18 protein-coding genes are annotated in these 14,264 nt (G+C 64.8%); 8 read left to right on the forward strand and 10 right to left on the reverse strand.

What is annotated here, in order from left to right:
* Positions 1-12: 12 nt before the first annotated feature.
* The 5 genes from yajC (at position 13) to ACQR1Y_RS11100 (ending at position 4,361) form a co-directional block, all read left to right on the forward strand.
* Positions 13-369 carry a preprotein translocase subunit YajC gene (gene yajC / locus ACQR1Y_RS11080; protein WP_434859038.1) on the forward strand — a complete coding sequence of 119 codons (357 nt, stop codon included), beginning with the start codon at positions 13-15 and terminating at the stop codon, positions 367-369.
* 88 nt (positions 370-457) lie between these two features.
* On the forward strand, positions 458-2,059 hold the full coding sequence (gene secD / locus ACQR1Y_RS11085) for a protein translocase subunit SecD (RefSeq protein ID WP_434859037.1): 1,602 nt from the start codon (positions 458-460) through the stop codon (positions 2,057-2,059).
* Between the two features lie 8 nt (positions 2,060-2,067).
* A complete protein-coding gene (gene secF / locus ACQR1Y_RS11090; protein WP_434877222.1) occupies positions 2,068-3,075 on the forward strand; it encodes a protein translocase subunit SecF in 1,008 nt (335 codons plus the stop codon).
* A gap of 48 nt (positions 3,076-3,123) precedes the next feature.
* Entirely contained in the window at positions 3,124-3,501 is a 378-nt protein-coding gene (locus ACQR1Y_RS11095; protein ID WP_434859035.1) for an Mth938-like domain-containing protein, read from the forward strand.
* Positions 3,498-4,361 (forward strand): phytoene/squalene synthase family protein, encoded by an 864-nt coding sequence (locus ACQR1Y_RS11100; RefSeq protein ID WP_434877223.1) that lies wholly within the window; start codon positions 3,498-3,500, stop codon positions 4,359-4,361. The genes ACQR1Y_RS11095 and ACQR1Y_RS11100 overlap by 4 nt, the downstream gene beginning before the upstream one ends.
* Positions 4,362-4,373: 12 nt before the next feature.
* Here ACQR1Y_RS11100 and ACQR1Y_RS11105 read toward each other — a convergent pair whose 3' ends face one another.
* Both ACQR1Y_RS11105 and ACQR1Y_RS11110 read right to left on the reverse strand, forming a co-directional pair.
* On the reverse strand, positions 4,374-5,066 hold the full coding sequence (locus ACQR1Y_RS11105; protein WP_434877224.1) for a TauD/TfdA dioxygenase family protein: 693 nt from the start codon (positions 5,064-5,066) through the stop codon (positions 4,374-4,376).
* Between the two features lie 242 nt (positions 5,067-5,308).
* Complete coding sequence (locus ACQR1Y_RS11110) at positions 5,309-6,196, reverse strand: TauD/TfdA dioxygenase family protein (protein ID WP_434877225.1); 888 nt, start codon at positions 6,194-6,196, stop codon at positions 5,309-5,311.
* 95 nt (positions 6,197-6,291) lie between these two features.
* On the opposite strand from ACQR1Y_RS11110, the gene ACQR1Y_RS11115 reads away from it, so the two are divergent.
* A complete protein-coding gene (locus tag ACQR1Y_RS11115; RefSeq protein WP_434894301.1) occupies positions 6,292-6,495 on the forward strand; it encodes a hypothetical protein in 204 nt (67 codons plus the stop codon).
* A gap of 6 nt (positions 6,496-6,501) precedes the next feature.
* Here the strand turns inward: ACQR1Y_RS11115 and ACQR1Y_RS11120 are convergent, their stop codons facing one another.
* The 3 genes from ACQR1Y_RS11120 to ACQR1Y_RS11130 form a co-directional block, all read right to left on the reverse strand.
* Entirely contained in the window at positions 6,502-7,602 is a 1,101-nt protein-coding gene (locus ACQR1Y_RS11120) for a serine/threonine protein kinase (RefSeq protein ID WP_434877226.1), read from the reverse strand.
* 7 nt (positions 7,603-7,609) lie between these two features.
* Positions 7,610-9,043, reverse strand: a complete 1,434-nt coding sequence (gene trmFO / locus ACQR1Y_RS11125) for a methylenetetrahydrofolate--tRNA-(uracil(54)-C(5))-methyltransferase (FADH(2)-oxidizing) TrmFO (protein ID WP_434859029.1) — start codon at positions 9,041-9,043, stop codon at positions 7,610-7,612.
* Positions 9,044-9,200: 157 nt separating this feature from the next.
* Positions 9,201-9,353 (reverse strand): DUF1127 domain-containing protein, encoded by a 153-nt coding sequence (locus ACQR1Y_RS11130; RefSeq protein ID WP_006614327.1) that lies wholly within the window; start codon positions 9,351-9,353, stop codon positions 9,201-9,203.
* 464 nt (positions 9,354-9,817) lie between these two features.
* On the opposite strand from ACQR1Y_RS11130, the gene ACQR1Y_RS11135 reads away from it, so the two are divergent.
* Entirely contained in the window at positions 9,818-10,084 is a 267-nt protein-coding gene (locus tag ACQR1Y_RS11135; RefSeq protein ID WP_434859248.1) for a hypothetical protein, read from the forward strand.
* Positions 10,085-10,153: 69 nt separating this feature from the next.
* Here the strand turns inward: ACQR1Y_RS11135 and ACQR1Y_RS11140 are convergent, their stop codons facing one another.
* Together ACQR1Y_RS11140 and ACQR1Y_RS11145 are read right to left on the reverse strand one after the other, a co-directional pair.
* Positions 10,154-10,975 (reverse strand): lytic murein transglycosylase, encoded by an 822-nt coding sequence (locus ACQR1Y_RS11140; RefSeq protein ID WP_434859028.1) that lies wholly within the window; start codon positions 10,973-10,975, stop codon positions 10,154-10,156.
* 228 nt (positions 10,976-11,203) lie between these two features.
* Positions 11,204-12,115, reverse strand: coding sequence for a DUF2189 domain-containing protein (locus ACQR1Y_RS11145; RefSeq protein ID WP_434877227.1), 912 nt, complete (start codon positions 12,113-12,115; stop codon positions 11,204-11,206).
* Positions 12,116-12,516: 401 nt separating this feature from the next.
* Between ACQR1Y_RS11145 and ACQR1Y_RS11150 the strand changes: the two genes are divergently transcribed.
* Positions 12,517-12,927, forward strand: coding sequence for a DUF3597 domain-containing protein (locus ACQR1Y_RS11150; protein WP_434877228.1), 411 nt, complete (start codon positions 12,517-12,519; stop codon positions 12,925-12,927).
* A gap of 94 nt (positions 12,928-13,021) precedes the next feature.
* Here ACQR1Y_RS11150 and ACQR1Y_RS11155 read toward each other — a convergent pair whose 3' ends face one another.
* The 3 genes from ACQR1Y_RS11155 to ACQR1Y_RS11165 all read right to left on the reverse strand — a co-directional run bounded on the left by ACQR1Y_RS11155 (position 13,022) and on the right by ACQR1Y_RS11165 (position 14,126).
* Complete coding sequence (locus ACQR1Y_RS11155) at positions 13,022-13,186, reverse strand: DUF1127 domain-containing protein (RefSeq protein WP_434859025.1); 165 nt, start codon at positions 13,184-13,186, stop codon at positions 13,022-13,024.
* A gap of 115 nt (positions 13,187-13,301) precedes the next feature.
* The gene (locus tag ACQR1Y_RS11160; protein ID WP_434877229.1) at positions 13,302-13,574 is read right to left on the reverse strand and encodes a GNAT family N-acetyltransferase; all 273 of its coding nucleotides are present in this window, start codon (positions 13,572-13,574) and stop codon (positions 13,302-13,304) included.
* 9 nt (positions 13,575-13,583) lie between these two features.
* Positions 13,584-14,126, reverse strand: coding sequence for a DUF3828 domain-containing protein (locus tag ACQR1Y_RS11165; RefSeq protein ID WP_434877230.1), 543 nt, complete (start codon positions 14,124-14,126; stop codon positions 13,584-13,586).
* Positions 14,127-14,264 lie beyond the last annotated feature (138 nt).

Consider the following 14,264-nt stretch of genomic DNA (forward strand, 5'->3'; position numbering starts at 1 on the left):
AGGATCGACCGCATGCTGATTACCCCTGCCTATGCCCAGGCCGCCGGCGCTGGCGATACCAACAGCATGCTGATGTCGCTGCTGCCGTTCGCGCTGATCTTCGTGATCATGTACTTCCTGATCCTCCGGCCGCAGCAGAAGAAGGTCAAGGAGCACGCCGACCTGGTCAAGAATGTCCGTCGCGGCGACACGATCGTGACCCAGGGCGGTCTGGTCGGCAAGGTTACCAAGGTCGTCGACGACGACCAAGTCGAGTTCGAAATCTCCGATGGCGTGCGCGTGCGCCAGATGCGCCAGATGATCGCGGGCGTCCGCGCCAAGGGCGAGCCGGCGAAGGCGGACGCCAAGGACGAGAAGGCGGCCAGCTGATCGCTGTCCGGCCGGGACCAATCCCGGCTTTCGTCTGATCTGATGTTGTGATTTTCCGGGCTGCGCGCGGCCCCTACGGACAACCTCCATGTTGTATTTCACGCGGTGGAAGGCGCTGGGCATCATTCTCACGGCGCTCGTGGTGTGCCTGTGCGCGGTGCCCAACTTCTTCTCCGAAGCGACGGTCAAGACCTGGCCCGCCTGGGCGCAGCGCCATATCGTTCTCGGCCTCGACCTGCAGGGCGGATCCTATCTGCTGCTCGAAGTCGACTCCAATTACGTCAAGAAGGAGCGGCTCGATTCGGTTCGCGATGACGTCCGCCGGACGCTGCGCGACGCCAAGATCGGCTATACCGGGCTGAGCAGCCGTGGCGACAGCGTCGAGGTTCGCATCACCAAGGACACCGATGCCGGGACCGCGCTGTCCAAGCTGCGCGATCTGTCCCAGCCGCTCGGCGGCCTGCTCGGCTCCAGTGGACAGCGCAGCCTCGAGGTCAGCGATGCCGGCGGCGGCCTGATCCGGCTGACGATTCCGCAGGCCGCGATCACCGAGCGTGTCCGCCAGACGATCGAGCAGTCGATCCAGATCGTCGAGCGCCGCGTCAACGAGCTCGGCACCGTCGAGCCGGTGATCCAGCGCCAGGGGACCGACCGCATTTTGGTGCAGGTCCCGGGTCTGCAGGATCCGACGCAGCTGAAGAACCTGCTCGGCCGGACGGCGAAGATGGAGTTCCGGATGGTCGACACCACGGTGTCGCCCGAGCAGGCGCTGCAGGGGCGGGTGCCGCCGGATTCTGAAGTGCTGCAAAGCGCCACGCCGCCCAATCAGCCTTATGTCGTGAAGAAGCAGGTGCTGGTCTCCGGCGGTGATCTCTCGGACGCGCAGACCGGCTTCGACCAGCGCACCAACGAGCCGATCGTCAGCTTCCGCTTCAACTCGTCCGGCTCGCGCAAATTCGCGCAGGCCACGACCGAGAATGTCGGCCAGCCGTTTGCGATCATCCTCGACAACAAGGTGATCTCGGCACCCGTCATCCGCGAGCCGATCACCGGCGGTTCGGGCCAGATTTCCGGCAATTTCACCGTGCAGTCCGCCAACGAGCTCGCGATCCTGCTTCGTGCCGGCGCGCTGCCGGCGCCTTTGACTGTCATCGAGGAGCGCACCGTCGGTCCCGGCCTCGGCGCCGACTCGATCGCCAAGGGCGAGCTCGCCTCCTATGTCGGCTCGATCCTGGTCATCGTGTTCATGCTGGTGACCTACCGCCTGTTCGGCGTGTTCGCCAACATCGCCGTGATCGTCAACGTCGCCATGATCTTCGGCGTGCTGTCGCTGCTGAATGCCACGCTCACGCTGCCGGGCATCGCCGGCATCGTGCTGACGGTCGGCATCGCCGTCGACTCCAACGTGCTGATCTATGAGCGCATCCGCGAGGAGCTGCGCGGCGGCCGCAACGCGATCTCGGCGATCGATGCCGGCTTCAAGCGCGCGCTCGCGACCATTCTCGACTCCAACATCACCACCTTCATCGCCGCCGCCGTGCTGTTCTACATCGGCACCGGCCCGGTCCGCGGCTTCGCCGTGACCCTGGGCGTCGGCATCCTCACCACGGTCTTCACCGCCTTCACGCTGACCCGCCTGATCGTCGCGGCGTGGGTGCGCTGGAAGCGGCCGCAAAGCGTGCCAATCTAGGAGCTACTGTGACACACTGGGTTCTCATCGGGCTTGGCATCCTGATCGCGGTGCTGACGGTGGTCAGCGCGCTCGGCCTGCTGCCGTCGCTGCGCATCGTCCCCGACGACACGCATTTCGACTTCACGCAGTTCCGCCGCATCAGCTTCCCGATCTCGGCGACGCTGTCGATCATCGCCATCGTGCTGTTCTTCACGCACGGCCTGAACTTCGGCATCGACTTCAAGGGCGGCACGCTGCTCGAAGTCCGCGCGAAATCCGGTACCGCCGACATCGCCAGCATGCGCAACGAGCTGTCGAAGCTCAATCTCGGCGAAGTCCAGCTGCAGCAGTTCGGCGGCCCTGCCGACGTCCTGATCCGCTTCGCCGCGCAGCCGGGCGGTGACAGCGCGCAGCAGGAGGCCGTCAACAAGGTGCGCGGCGCGCTGGGTGATACGGTGGACTATCGCCGCGTCGAGGTGCTCGGTGCGCGCGTGTCGGGCGAACTGCTGGCGATGGGCATGCTTGGCCTGATGCTCGCGATCGTCTCGATCCTGATCTATCTCTGGTTCCGCTTCGAGTGGCAGTTCGCGCTCGGCGCCATGATTGCCAACGTCCACGACATCGTGCTGACGATCGGCTTCATGTCGATCAGCCAGGTCGATTTCGACCTCACCAGCATCGCGGCGTTGCTCACCATTCTCGGCTATTCGCTGAACGACACCGTCGTCATCTACGACCGCATCCGCGAGATGCTGCGGCGCTACAAGAAGATGCCGATGCCGCAACTGCTGAACGAGTCGATCAACTCGACGCTGTCGCGCTCGATCATCACCCACGTCACGGTGACGCTGGCGCTGCTCGCGCTGTTGCTGTTCGGCGGCACGGCGATCCACAGCTTCACCGCGGTGATGATGTTCGGCGTCGTGCTGGTCGGCACCTATACCTCGATCTTCATCGCCGCGCCGATCCTGATCTATCTCGGCGTCGGAACCGTTCGGGGTGATCAGGTCGACGAGCCGAAGAAGAAGCCTTGATCGGGATCAGCCATTGGACCCGGATCGGGGCTGAGAGGTTGATTTCGCATGTCAGCTGATACCCCGCATTTCCCGCGGTCGGCACCGATCGACGGCTATGGCAAGGGCGGCTTTGCCTTCGCCGACATGTCGCATCGCGGCTCGCTGCTGTGCCTGCCGGATTCGATCTGGGCCTGGGATGTCACGCAGCCAGGGCAGATCGACCGCTATTCTCTGCAGCGCGTGTTCGATGCCGCGAACAGGATCGATACGCTGATCATCGGCACCGGCACAGAAGTCTGGATCGCGCCGGCGCCGCTGCGCGCGGCGCTCCGCAGTGTCAACGTCGTGCTCGACTCGATGCAGACGGGGCCCGCCATTCGCACCTACAACGTCATGATCGGCGAGCGGAGGCGCGTGGCGGCTGCGCTCATCGCGGTGCCATGAGCGAGCGGGACGAGGCCGGCGACGCCGCGTTCTGCGCGGGGCTCGTCCGCGAACATGATTTCGACCGCTACGCATCGACACTGTTCGTCGCGCCGGAGATCCGCCGCGCCTTGCTGTCGCTGTACGCCTTCTACGTCGAGGTCACGCGCATCCGTGATCTCGTCACCCAGCCCTTGCCGGGCGAGGTTCGCCTGCAATGGTGGCGCGATACGCTGACCGGGCACGAACATGGTGGCGTCGAAGGCAATCCCGTCGCCGCCGAACTGCTGTTGACCGTGCAGCGCTTCGGCCTGCCGGCCGAGCGGCTCACGCGCCTGATCGACGAGCATCAATTCGATCTCTACAACGATCCGATGCCGACCATGGCCGCGCTGGACGGGTATCTCAGCGACACAAATGGGGCGCTGTTTGCTCTGGCCGCGCGGCTCGTCGGCGGCGGCTTCGAGGGTATCGATCATCTGGCGCACCATGCCGGCGTCGCGCTCGGCCTGCTGCAGGTGATCTCGTCGCTGCCAAGGGATGCCGCGCACCGGCAGCTGTATATCCCGCTCGAGCTCCTCGAGCGCCACGGCGTGGGGCAGGAGGAGATGTTCGCCGCCAAACCGACGCCGGCGATCGACGCTGTTGTCGCCGAATTGCGCGAGCAGGCCGGCCAGCATCTCGATCATACGCTGCAGCTTGCGCGCGAGGCGCCGCCGGCCGTGCGGCCCGCGCTGCTGACACTTGCTTTGGTGCGCCGTGACCTCGCCGTGGCCAAGCGGCGCCCCGGCGATCCGTTCCAGCCGCAGCCCCGCTCACGCTTGGCCACGCTGTGGACGTTGTGGCGCGCGGCCAGGACTTCCAGCTTTCGCGGCCGCTGAGTCCACCCACCTCTACGCCGTCGGTATCGCATTCCAGAGCGGCGGGCTGTGCGCCAGCCTGGGAATGCCGAGCGCTTCCTGTCGGTGAATAGTGCAGCGAGTGTCCCAGACGACCAGATCACCGCCGCGGCAGGTGTGGGCCCAGGTGAATTCGGGCCGCTCGGCGAGCTGCCAGAGATCATCGAGCAGGGCATCGGATTCGTCATGCTCGAGCCCGACGACATAGGAATGACGGCGCTGCCCGAGCGCCAGCATCGGGCGGCCGGTATCGGCGTGGTTGCCGACCAGCGGATGAACCGGCCCCGCGATCGTGGTGCGGCGTCCGACATCCGATGTCTCGGTCGTCGTGTGCCGAACTTTCAAATGCGCAACGCGGCTGCGCAACGCCGGCGAGAGGGCGTCATACGCGGCATAGAGGCTGCAGAAGGCGAGCCTGTCGCCGAGCATGGGTCCGTGCGACGTGTACATCAGGTCGGCATGTCCGAAACGTCGGCTGAACGCGGCGATGTCGCGATCGCCGAGACGCTGGTTGCGCACGAGCAGAACCTGATGCTTGAGCAGGGCGCGCATGAAGGAGGCGAACGCCCAATCGTCGAAGGATCTGAGATCGACGTTGCACACTTCGGCGCCGAGCGCTTTTCCCGTCGGGATGACCTGGATGAGGCTGCTTTCGGCGTGTCGTGCCACGTTGCTTCTGAGACTCACGTGCGTCATCTCCCGCGTTTCACCAGTGCTTCAAATCAACCACGGCAATTTGTCGGGGGTGTTTCGGCTCGGAGGCAATTCGCAGGACGTTCGCGCCAACATCTGCTCATTGTCGGCACAGTCTGCCGCTCTGAGTCGGAAATTGGACGCTTCAAGGCGGCGTGCGCGGAAAATTGGAGCAAGCTGCAACTCATTCGCAGGCAATTTGCTGCGCGTTCAGGCGCAGCTTGCAGGTCAGCGAATCAGCGCGGGCGTTCAGTTCCCTTGATCTGGGTCCGATGCATGATTCGCCTGGCATGATCGTCGAACGGATCACGCCGATGCATCGTGCTGCGATTGTCCCAGATGACGAGATCGCCGACCTTCCAGACGTGTTCCCACGCGAACTCCGGGCGCGCGACATAGCTCCAGAGCTCATCGAGCAGCGCTTCAGAGTCCGCGAGCTCGAGTCCGACCAGATAGGCATTTCGCCGCCGGCCGAGATAGAGCATCTGCCGGCCGGACGCGGGATGCGTGCAGACCAGCGGATGGATCGCGCCGGGTGATGTCCGCGGATCATCGGTCGGCGTCACGCCTTGGCGCACGAAGCCACCGCTGTTGTAGGTGCCGTCGTGCTTGATCTTGAGATCGGCGATGCGCCGCTTCAGCTCCGATGGGAGCGCGTCGTAGACCGCATACATGCTGCAGAACGAGGTGTTGCCGCCCACGGGCGGAATCTCCAGCGCATAGAGCGCGCTCGCGATCGGCGGCGTGTCGAGATACGACATGTCCGTGTGCCAGACCGCTTCGCCCGCGCCGAGGCTGCCGATCGCCTCGCCATTCACCTTCACGTTCGAGACGATGTAGATCTCCGGCAGTCCCTCGACGAAGCGCCGGCCGTTCTCCTGGATCGGCGCGAAATCGAGATCGCCGAAGCGACGACTGAACGCGATCAGGTCCTGGTCGGTCAGGTGCTGTCCGCGGATGAGCAGTACCGAATGGCGGTGGAATGCCTCGAGGAGGGCGGCGAATGATGTGTCATCGAGGCTCTTCAGATCAATATTCCGGACTTCGGCGCCAAGGGCACCGCCGGTCGGGACGACGTCGGTCGCCGAGGTGATCTCGCGCACAGTACTCGTCCCGATATCCATGGTTCGATCCTCCCGTTGCGGGCGTCCGTCGGTGGGGTAGGACAGGGTACCAGATCCCCCGCAGGATTGCTCGTCGCCGATTGCGGGAGACGCGCATGTGGAGATGGTTCTGTTGGCACCTCGAGGGCAATGCACTTGCCGTCTTGTTGGCGATCCTGTTCGCGGCTGTGTTCGGCTGGCTCGCTGCCTTCGGCATTCCGGTCCGGACGAATGTTCCCAATGGCTTTGGGCCGGAGTGGGACTGCGTCTCTCATGGCAAGGGCGACCCGACCTGTATCAAGAACGTAGGGAAGCCATAGCCGTCGTCAATGCGACGGCAGTTTCAAATCCGCCTCGAAATTGAAACGGTCGCGCAGGTTCTTGCGTGAATCCAGGATGTCCTTAAGGAAGGCACGGTCGCTGTCACTCGTGATCATCGGCTCGATCAGGTCGATCTGGTTCATGGCGACGAGTTGCAGCAGCTCCGTGCGCGGCCGGCCGCCGGCGTCGCGCGGCAGGGCGTGAACCACCTGAATGTGCTCGGGCGGCTTGGGCCCCTTTGCCGAGGCCAGTTCGCTTTGCAACTGCGCTTCGAGCGCAGGCTGCTCCGCCTCGACGAAGGCATAGAGGCCCACGCCCGACCGGCGATCGGCGAAAGCGACGATCGCGGCATCGCGCACCGCCGGGTTCTTACGGATCATGTCCATCAGGACAGGCGCATCGTTGACGAGACGCCGGCCGCCGCCCTCGCGATCCGTGAAGTTGAAGATACCGCGGGTGATCGCGCGATAGACCTTCTTGCCGGTCATCAGCCAGACGCGCGCGAACAGCGATTTCCGCGCCAGGATCTTACGCTCCTTCGGAGTCAGCGCCTCCGGCGCATAGCTGCGTTTGTGCTTCAGGAGATGGCGCAGATCCTCATAGGCCGCGATCCGGAACAGCCGGCTGCGGCGTGAGAAGCACGCGGCGAGCTGGAAGTCGGTCACGTAGCAATGGCCGTCATGGCCGACCAGCCAGTTCTGCTCCTTGGCGAGATCGTTGTGCGTGATCCCGGCGCGATGCAGCCGGCGCATCATCTGCTTGGCGGAGCGGAAATAGGCGACGTTGCCGTGCGGCTTGGCGAGGTGCAGCGCGACGCCGTTGATGAAGCCGCGGACCAGGGCGCGATCTCCGGCCCACAACAGATCGGGACCGGCATTGAGCCCTTTCGCGCGTGTCAGGGCTTTGCGCTCCCGGGCGAACAGATGCCGCGCCAGCACGAACGACCACCACGGCACCTCGTCGAGCCGGCGCAGCACGGCATCGACTTCGCCCGTGTCGCTCTTGAAGCGGCCGCGCTCGACGGTCGAGAACACGTCGCGCTTGAGCAGCACGCCTTCGCTCCAGCGCGCCGCCAGCACAGCGGAGTCGGTCTTCGGCAGGCTCATCGGACTCTCACGCGGCGGCTGCGACGCGGAGATGCTCGGCGATCCAGCGGTCGAGATCCGCCAGCGCGCGTGCGCTCATCGCCTGCTTCTTGGCGACCGTCTTTTCATTGCCCTTCAACCGCGTGCCGTCGGGTTTCTTGGTCGGCGCCACGGCCAGCGGCGGGAACAGGCCGAAATTGATGTTCATCGGCTGGAACGAGCGCGTTGCGCCGTCGATGGTCTCGATATGGCCGCCGGTGATATGGCCGAGCAGCGCGCCGAGCGCAGTGGTCGGTGGTGGCGGCGACAGACTGGCGCCGCGTGTCTCGGCCGCGGCATAGAGGCCGGCGATCAATCCGATGCTCGCCGACTCCACATAGCCCTCGCAGCCCGTCATCTGGCCGGCAAAACGCAGTCGCGGCTGCGCGCGCAGGCGCAGCTGTTGGTCGAGCAGTTTCGGCGAATTCAGGAAGGTGTTGCGGTGCAGGCCGCCGAGCCGGGCAAACTCCGCATTCTCCAGACCTGGAATGGTGCGGAAGATCTGCTGCTGCGGGCCATATTTCAGCTTCGTCTGGAAGCCGACCATGTTGTAGAGCGTGCCGAGCTTGTTGTCCTGACGCAGCTGCACGATCGCGTAGGGCTTGACCGTCGGGTTGTGCGGATTGGTCAGGCCGACCGGCTTCATCGGACCGTGGCGCAAGGTCTCGTGGCCGCGTTCCGCCATCACCTCGATCGGCAGGCAGCCGTCGAAATAGGGCGTGTTGGTCTCCCACTCCTTGAAGTCGGTCTTCTCGCCGGCGAGCAGCGCGGCGACGAAGGCGTCATACTGCTCCCGGGTCATCGGGCAGTTGATGTAGTCGGCGCCGGTGCCGCCGGGACCGACCTTGTCGTAGCGCGACTGGAACCAGGCCTTCGACATGTCGATCGTGTCCTTGTGCACGATCGGCGCAATGGCGTCGAAAAAGGCAAGGGCGCTCTCGTCCGTCAGCCCGCGGATCGCCTCGGCCAGCGGCTGCGAGGTGAGCGGACCGGTGGCGACGATGACGTTCTCCCATTCCACCGGCGGCAGGCCGGTGACCTCGCCTCGGCGCAGCTCGATGCGGGGATGGGCTTCCAGCGCATGGGCGACGGCCGCGGCGAAGCCGTCGCGATCGACGGCCAGTGCACCACCGGCGGGGACCTGGTTGGCGTCAGCCGCGCGCATGATCAGCGAGCCGAGCCGGCGCATCTCGGCATGCAGCAGCCCCACGGCGTTGTTGGCGGCATCGTCGGAGCGGAAGGAGTTGGAGCAGACCAGTTCGGCCGGCGTGGACGTCCGGTGGGCTTCGGTCATGCGGTCCGGCCGCATTTCGTGCAGCACGACGTGCACGCCCGCTTCCGCGAGCTGCCAAGCGGCTTCGGATCCGGCGAGGCCCGCGCCGATCACGTGGACGGTCTGGTGAGGTGATTTGGTCCCTGTCATCGCGGGACAGGTAGCGCTTTTCCCGCGCGGTGCAAATGCGCGAGTGAGCCCCGGCGCGAGAAACCGGGCACGTGTGGCAGACGCCGCGGAGAGGCCCAAAAACGGCAACGCCCGCAGCGAGGCGGGCGATGTCCGGTCGATATCGGAAGAGGGCTGATCAGCCGTTGTAGTGACCAGCAGCAACGCGCGGAATGTCCGAACGGTCGAGGCCGATGTCGGCGAGTTCGCGATCGCTGAGCTGCGACAGCTCGGCAACGTTGCGCTGATACTCACGGAACGCCTGGACCATGCGGATGAGCGAGAGCAACATGGAAAATCTCCTTTAGTTCGCGATTCAGTTCTTCGGGTGAACCTCATCGTTGAAATGAACATAGAAGAGATTGTTGCGATGCGGAAGCGCTGATGTTGCGACGCAGCTAAAACGTCGGCGCATAGCTTGAGTAACTCTTGGGTAAGAATCGGGCAGGGATCGCCCAGCGCAGAGGCGGCCCGGAAATGCCCGGTATTCATACGGATTTTCAATCGGCCGTTCAAAGCGGGGCTATCGAATCTCGGCCCGTTCGATGAATTGTGCGATGCGATATGCTTCCACTTGGCGTCCCCTTGAAGTGGCAATGAATTATAATTCAATACTTCTACTGCTGCCCCTGGACGAGCATGTTCCTCACGCCGCGCTCGCAAGGATTTCATTTCGCGCGAACGGTCGCTGGGTGCGACAAACTGTCGCGGTATCGGGCAATGATGCTGATGCCGTCGCACCAGCGAGGAATAACAATGATCAGCAAACTGTTGGGGGCCGCGCTCATGACTGCGGCAGTTGTTGCGGTTGGACCGGTTCAGGCGGCGAGGCACCATGGTGCCGGCTGCAGCGGGGCCAATCTGGAAAAGACCGAGACGGCCATCGAGGCCATGGCCGATGGCGACGCCCGCTTCACGGCGCAGAAGGAGATCGCGGCGGCGCAGGATGCGTTGCTCAGCGGCAAGATGGGTGCCTGCAGCGTGCATCTGACAAAGGCGATGCAGGCGGGAATGATCAAGTAACGGCTGCATCCGCTTCATCGCCGTCAGGCCGGTCGCGTCCCCGCGCGATCGGCCGTTGCCGGTTTGGGGCTACGGGGCCCGCGCCAACTGGGTGGCGAAGGTCGCGATCGTCCGGGCATAGACCTCGCTCTTGTTCCACTGCTGGATGACGGCGAAGTTCGGGCTGCCCGGCTCCCAGTCCTTGCCCTTCTGCCAGCCATAGCCTTTCAGATAATTCGCGGTGGAGGCGAGTACGTCCGGCGCGCTGCGGATCAGGTCGCGCTTGCCGTTGCCGTCGAAATCGACCGCGTATTTGATCCAGGACGAGGGCATGAACTGCGTCTGCCCGATCTCGCCGGCCCAGGCGCCGCGCATCTCGGCCGGCTGCAGGTCGCCGCGATCGACGATGCGCAACGCATCCAGCAACTCGCCGCGGAACTGCTCGGCGCGGCGGCAATCATAGGCCAATGTCGCCAGCGCCCGGATCGTCTGGAACTTGCCGCTGTTGACGCCGAAGTCGGTCTCCAATCCCCAGATCGCCACCAGCACCTCGCCGGGAACGCCGTAGCTCTGCTCGATGCGCGACAGCACCGAGCCGTATTGCTTGAGCATGTTGGAGCCGCGGGTGATCCGCGGCGGTACCATGCGGCCGGAGAACTCTTCAAAGGTCTGGGTGAAAACCTTCTGGCCCTTGTCGCGGTTGAGCACGCTCTGGTCAGGCGTGACGCCGGTCAAAGCGGCGTTGATCGTGTTCTGCGAGATCCCCTTGCCCGCGGCCTCGGTCTTGAACTCGGCGAGCCAGGCATCGAAATTACCGCTGCCACAGGGAACCGCCGCCAGCGCGGGTGCGGAGGACGTGATCAGGACGGCGAGGCAGGCGGAGGCGGCTGCGGAGAGGACGCGGACAATCATCGAAACACCTGGACGGTAATGGCTGGGCGGCAATCGCTCGAATGAATTTGGGCGCGCTCCGTGTCAGGCGCAACCGCGGCAGCAACAAGGCCTCTCGATCACGTTGGCGTCTGCTTTTCGTGAGATTCGCCCCGCCGCGAACCACCATTCCACATCGCCGCTCCCGTCCGTCCTAAGCACGACCGCCGGCCCGCAAGGCCGGCGGCAGGCATCGTTGCATCGGCCAGTTCACATCCCGTCACGCGACCGCCACGGGAAGAGGTTGGCCGGAAAATCCGCCGCCGGCTTCGACGGACGCGCGGGCGGCGGCACGATCGTGACCGCGTCCGGGTGGACGGCAATGGCCTCGCGATAGAGATGCCAAGTGGCGTGACCGAGCACCGGGATCACCACGGTGAGCCCCAGGAAGAACGGGATCGTGCCGACGACCAGCAGCACTGCGACGATCAGACCCCAGATGGCGACGGGAACCGGGTTCTGCGCCACGACGCGCAGCGAGGTCGTCATGGCGTCCAGTGCGCCGGCGTGACGGTCGAGCATCAACGGGAAGGAGACGATGCTGAGGCACAGCGCGAGCAGCGCGAACGCGAAGCCCGCGCCACAGCCGACCGCGATCAGCCACCATCCCTGCGGTGTCGTGAGCACGCGGTGCAGGAAATCGCCGACACCCGCCGCGCCGCCATAGCCGAACACCGAGACGTAGATCGCCTGCGCTGTCGCGACCCAGGTCACGAACAAGGCCAGGAGCAGAGTGCCCAATCCGAGCATCGATCCGAACGACGGCGAGCGCAGCACGTCCAGCGCATCCCAGGCGCTCGGTTCTTCACCGCGATCGCGACGGCTCGAGAGTTCGTAGAGGCCGAGCGCGGCAAACGGGCCGAGCAGGGCGAAGCCGGCGGCTAGCGGAAACAGCAGCGGCAACACCGCATAGCCGAAGACCGCACGCGCCAGCACAAGGCCGAGCACGGGATAGATCGCGCACAGCATCACGGCGTGACTCGGGACGGCCTTGAAGTCGTCCCAGCCGAGCCGCAGCGCGCGCATCAAGCTCGACACATCGATCGTGCGAATCGTGATCTCGGCGGCGACATCGCCGGCCGGCCGAACGTGAGAGTCGACATTGCTGTGGGTGGTGGCCATCGTCGTTTGCTCCCTCATTTGCACAGGGCGCTTCCCAACCACGCAGGCGGGCTGCGCTTCTCGTTGGAGGATTCGCGGATGGCCAGACGCGACGAACCCAGGGTGACGGCCATTCGCGAACGGAAGCGAAGAGCATAATGGCGATTGTGGCCGCGCATACTCACGGCTCGGTGACAGCTGTGTCTGTCTCAGTGCATTGATGCGATGCGGGAAGGCCACGAAGCTGCGCATTCCCCGGACAAAGTCATTCCGCCGTCATTCCGCCTTCGGTAAGCTTCACAATCGTCGCCTTGTCCGGGTTGGGAGGCGATCGGGGCACGAAGAGGCTTCGTCGGACCGCTCCGCAACGGAACACCGCCGGCCGAGTTCTTCATTCGATCACTATCTTTTGGGAGCCATTGATGAGCGTTTTCGGAAAAATCATGAGCGCGATTTTCGGCCATCATGCCGAGGCTGCTCCGGCCGGCGGCAGTGCGCCGGCCGCAGGCGGCAGCGCGCCGGCGGCCGGTGGCGCGGCTGCAGCCCCGGCAGCGGCACCCGCCGCTGCGCCGCAAAACATCGACGTGGCTTCGATCGTCGACAAGGCCGCGGCCGCCAAGCATGAGAAACTGGAGTGGCGGACCTCGATCGTCGACCTGATGAAGGCGCTGGACATCGATTCGAGCCTTGCCGCGCGCAAGGAACTCGCCAAGGAACTCGGCTACAGCGGCGACACCAACGACTCCGCCAGCATGAATGTCTGGCTGCACAAGCAGGTGATGAGCAAGCTCGCGGCCAATGGCGGCAAGCTGCCGCCGGAGATCAAGCACTGAGCAGCTCGGCTCAGCTGCAAAAAAGCGAAAGGCCCGCCATCGTGCGGGCCTTTGTCGTCTTTGATCGAATGATGCGGGATTGCGTGCGAACGCCTCAGGCGTGCACGACGGCCGCGCGTGCCCAGGCCTGGGCATACATCTGGTCGCGGTTGACGCCGATGTCGCGCAGCGTGCGGTCGTCGAGCCGCTCGAGGCAGGCGAGCTGGGCGCGATAGTGCATGTAGCGCTTAACAACGTCGAAAATGGCAGTGATGAACATGAGCCTCTCCCCATTGGTCTGGTTGTCTGTTCGGCGGGGGATTGCTCATCCATCCGGGTAGCCATGAAGTTAAAGGCGCGGTGCAAACGCCACGTCCGGTAGTTCTACGGGGCTCTCAGGCCATGATGTCCTGGTTCTCCGGGTGGTCGCGGAGGTAATCGGCGACGAAACTGCAGCCGGCGGCGACCTTGTGGCCGTCGGCGCGGATCAGCTCCAGGGCGCCCTTGACCAACTCGGAGGCGATGCCCCGGCCGCGCAAGGCCACCGGGGTCTCCGTGTGGGTGATGACGACCGCCTGCGGCGTGGCCCTGTAATTGGCAAAGGCCATGCTGCCCTCAACGTCGAGCTCGAAGCGGCTGCGGGCCTTGTTGTCGCGGACGGCGGTCATGGGGGCATTCTACTTTCGTTTCGGTTTATCGGTCAGCTTGATGAAATCGGCCAGCATCGCGCGGATCGACCATGGCTTGCCGTCGATGGCGCCGCGGATGTCGTCGATCTTCCACTGCCCGGCGTCGCGCACGAAGTCGTAACGGATGACGTTGTCGGCCTGTTCCTTGCGGTCGTCGCGATGACCGGCGATCGTCACCGCGATCGTCGCCTTGTCCGCCTCCTTTTTCTCGGGCGTCACCTTGAACGAGGCGACGTCCGGATCCTGCGAATTGGTGATCGGATCGAAATCGACCGCGCCGACCTCGCCCTTCGGCGTGCGGGCATCCATCTTGGCCCATTCGGCGGCCAGCGCCTTCGACAGATATTTCGTCCGCGCCTTCCTGTCCTCAATGACGAAGTTGCCGCCGTCCTCGCCCTTGCCCTTGGCGACGCGGGTGTAGATCGCGGTCATGATTGCAGCGGGATCATTGGCCGCTTGCGTCTGCGCGGAGAGCGGGGACGCGGCGAGCATGCTGGCGAAGCCGAGAAGCAGGAAACGACGATCGATCATGGATGTCCTCAAATCAGATTCGGCGCGCGGTGAAATCGGAAATGCGCGGCCGGCACGGATTTGTCGCACGGCATCCGCATTCGTTCGAATGGCGCGGCCGCATGGGTGCGATGGGGCGCGCGGCCTTGCGAGGGCGCG

It is taken from the genome of Bradyrhizobium sp. HKCCYLRH3099, from assembly GCF_051167855.1.
GTDB lineage: Bacteria > Pseudomonadota > Alphaproteobacteria > Rhizobiales > Xanthobacteraceae > Bradyrhizobium.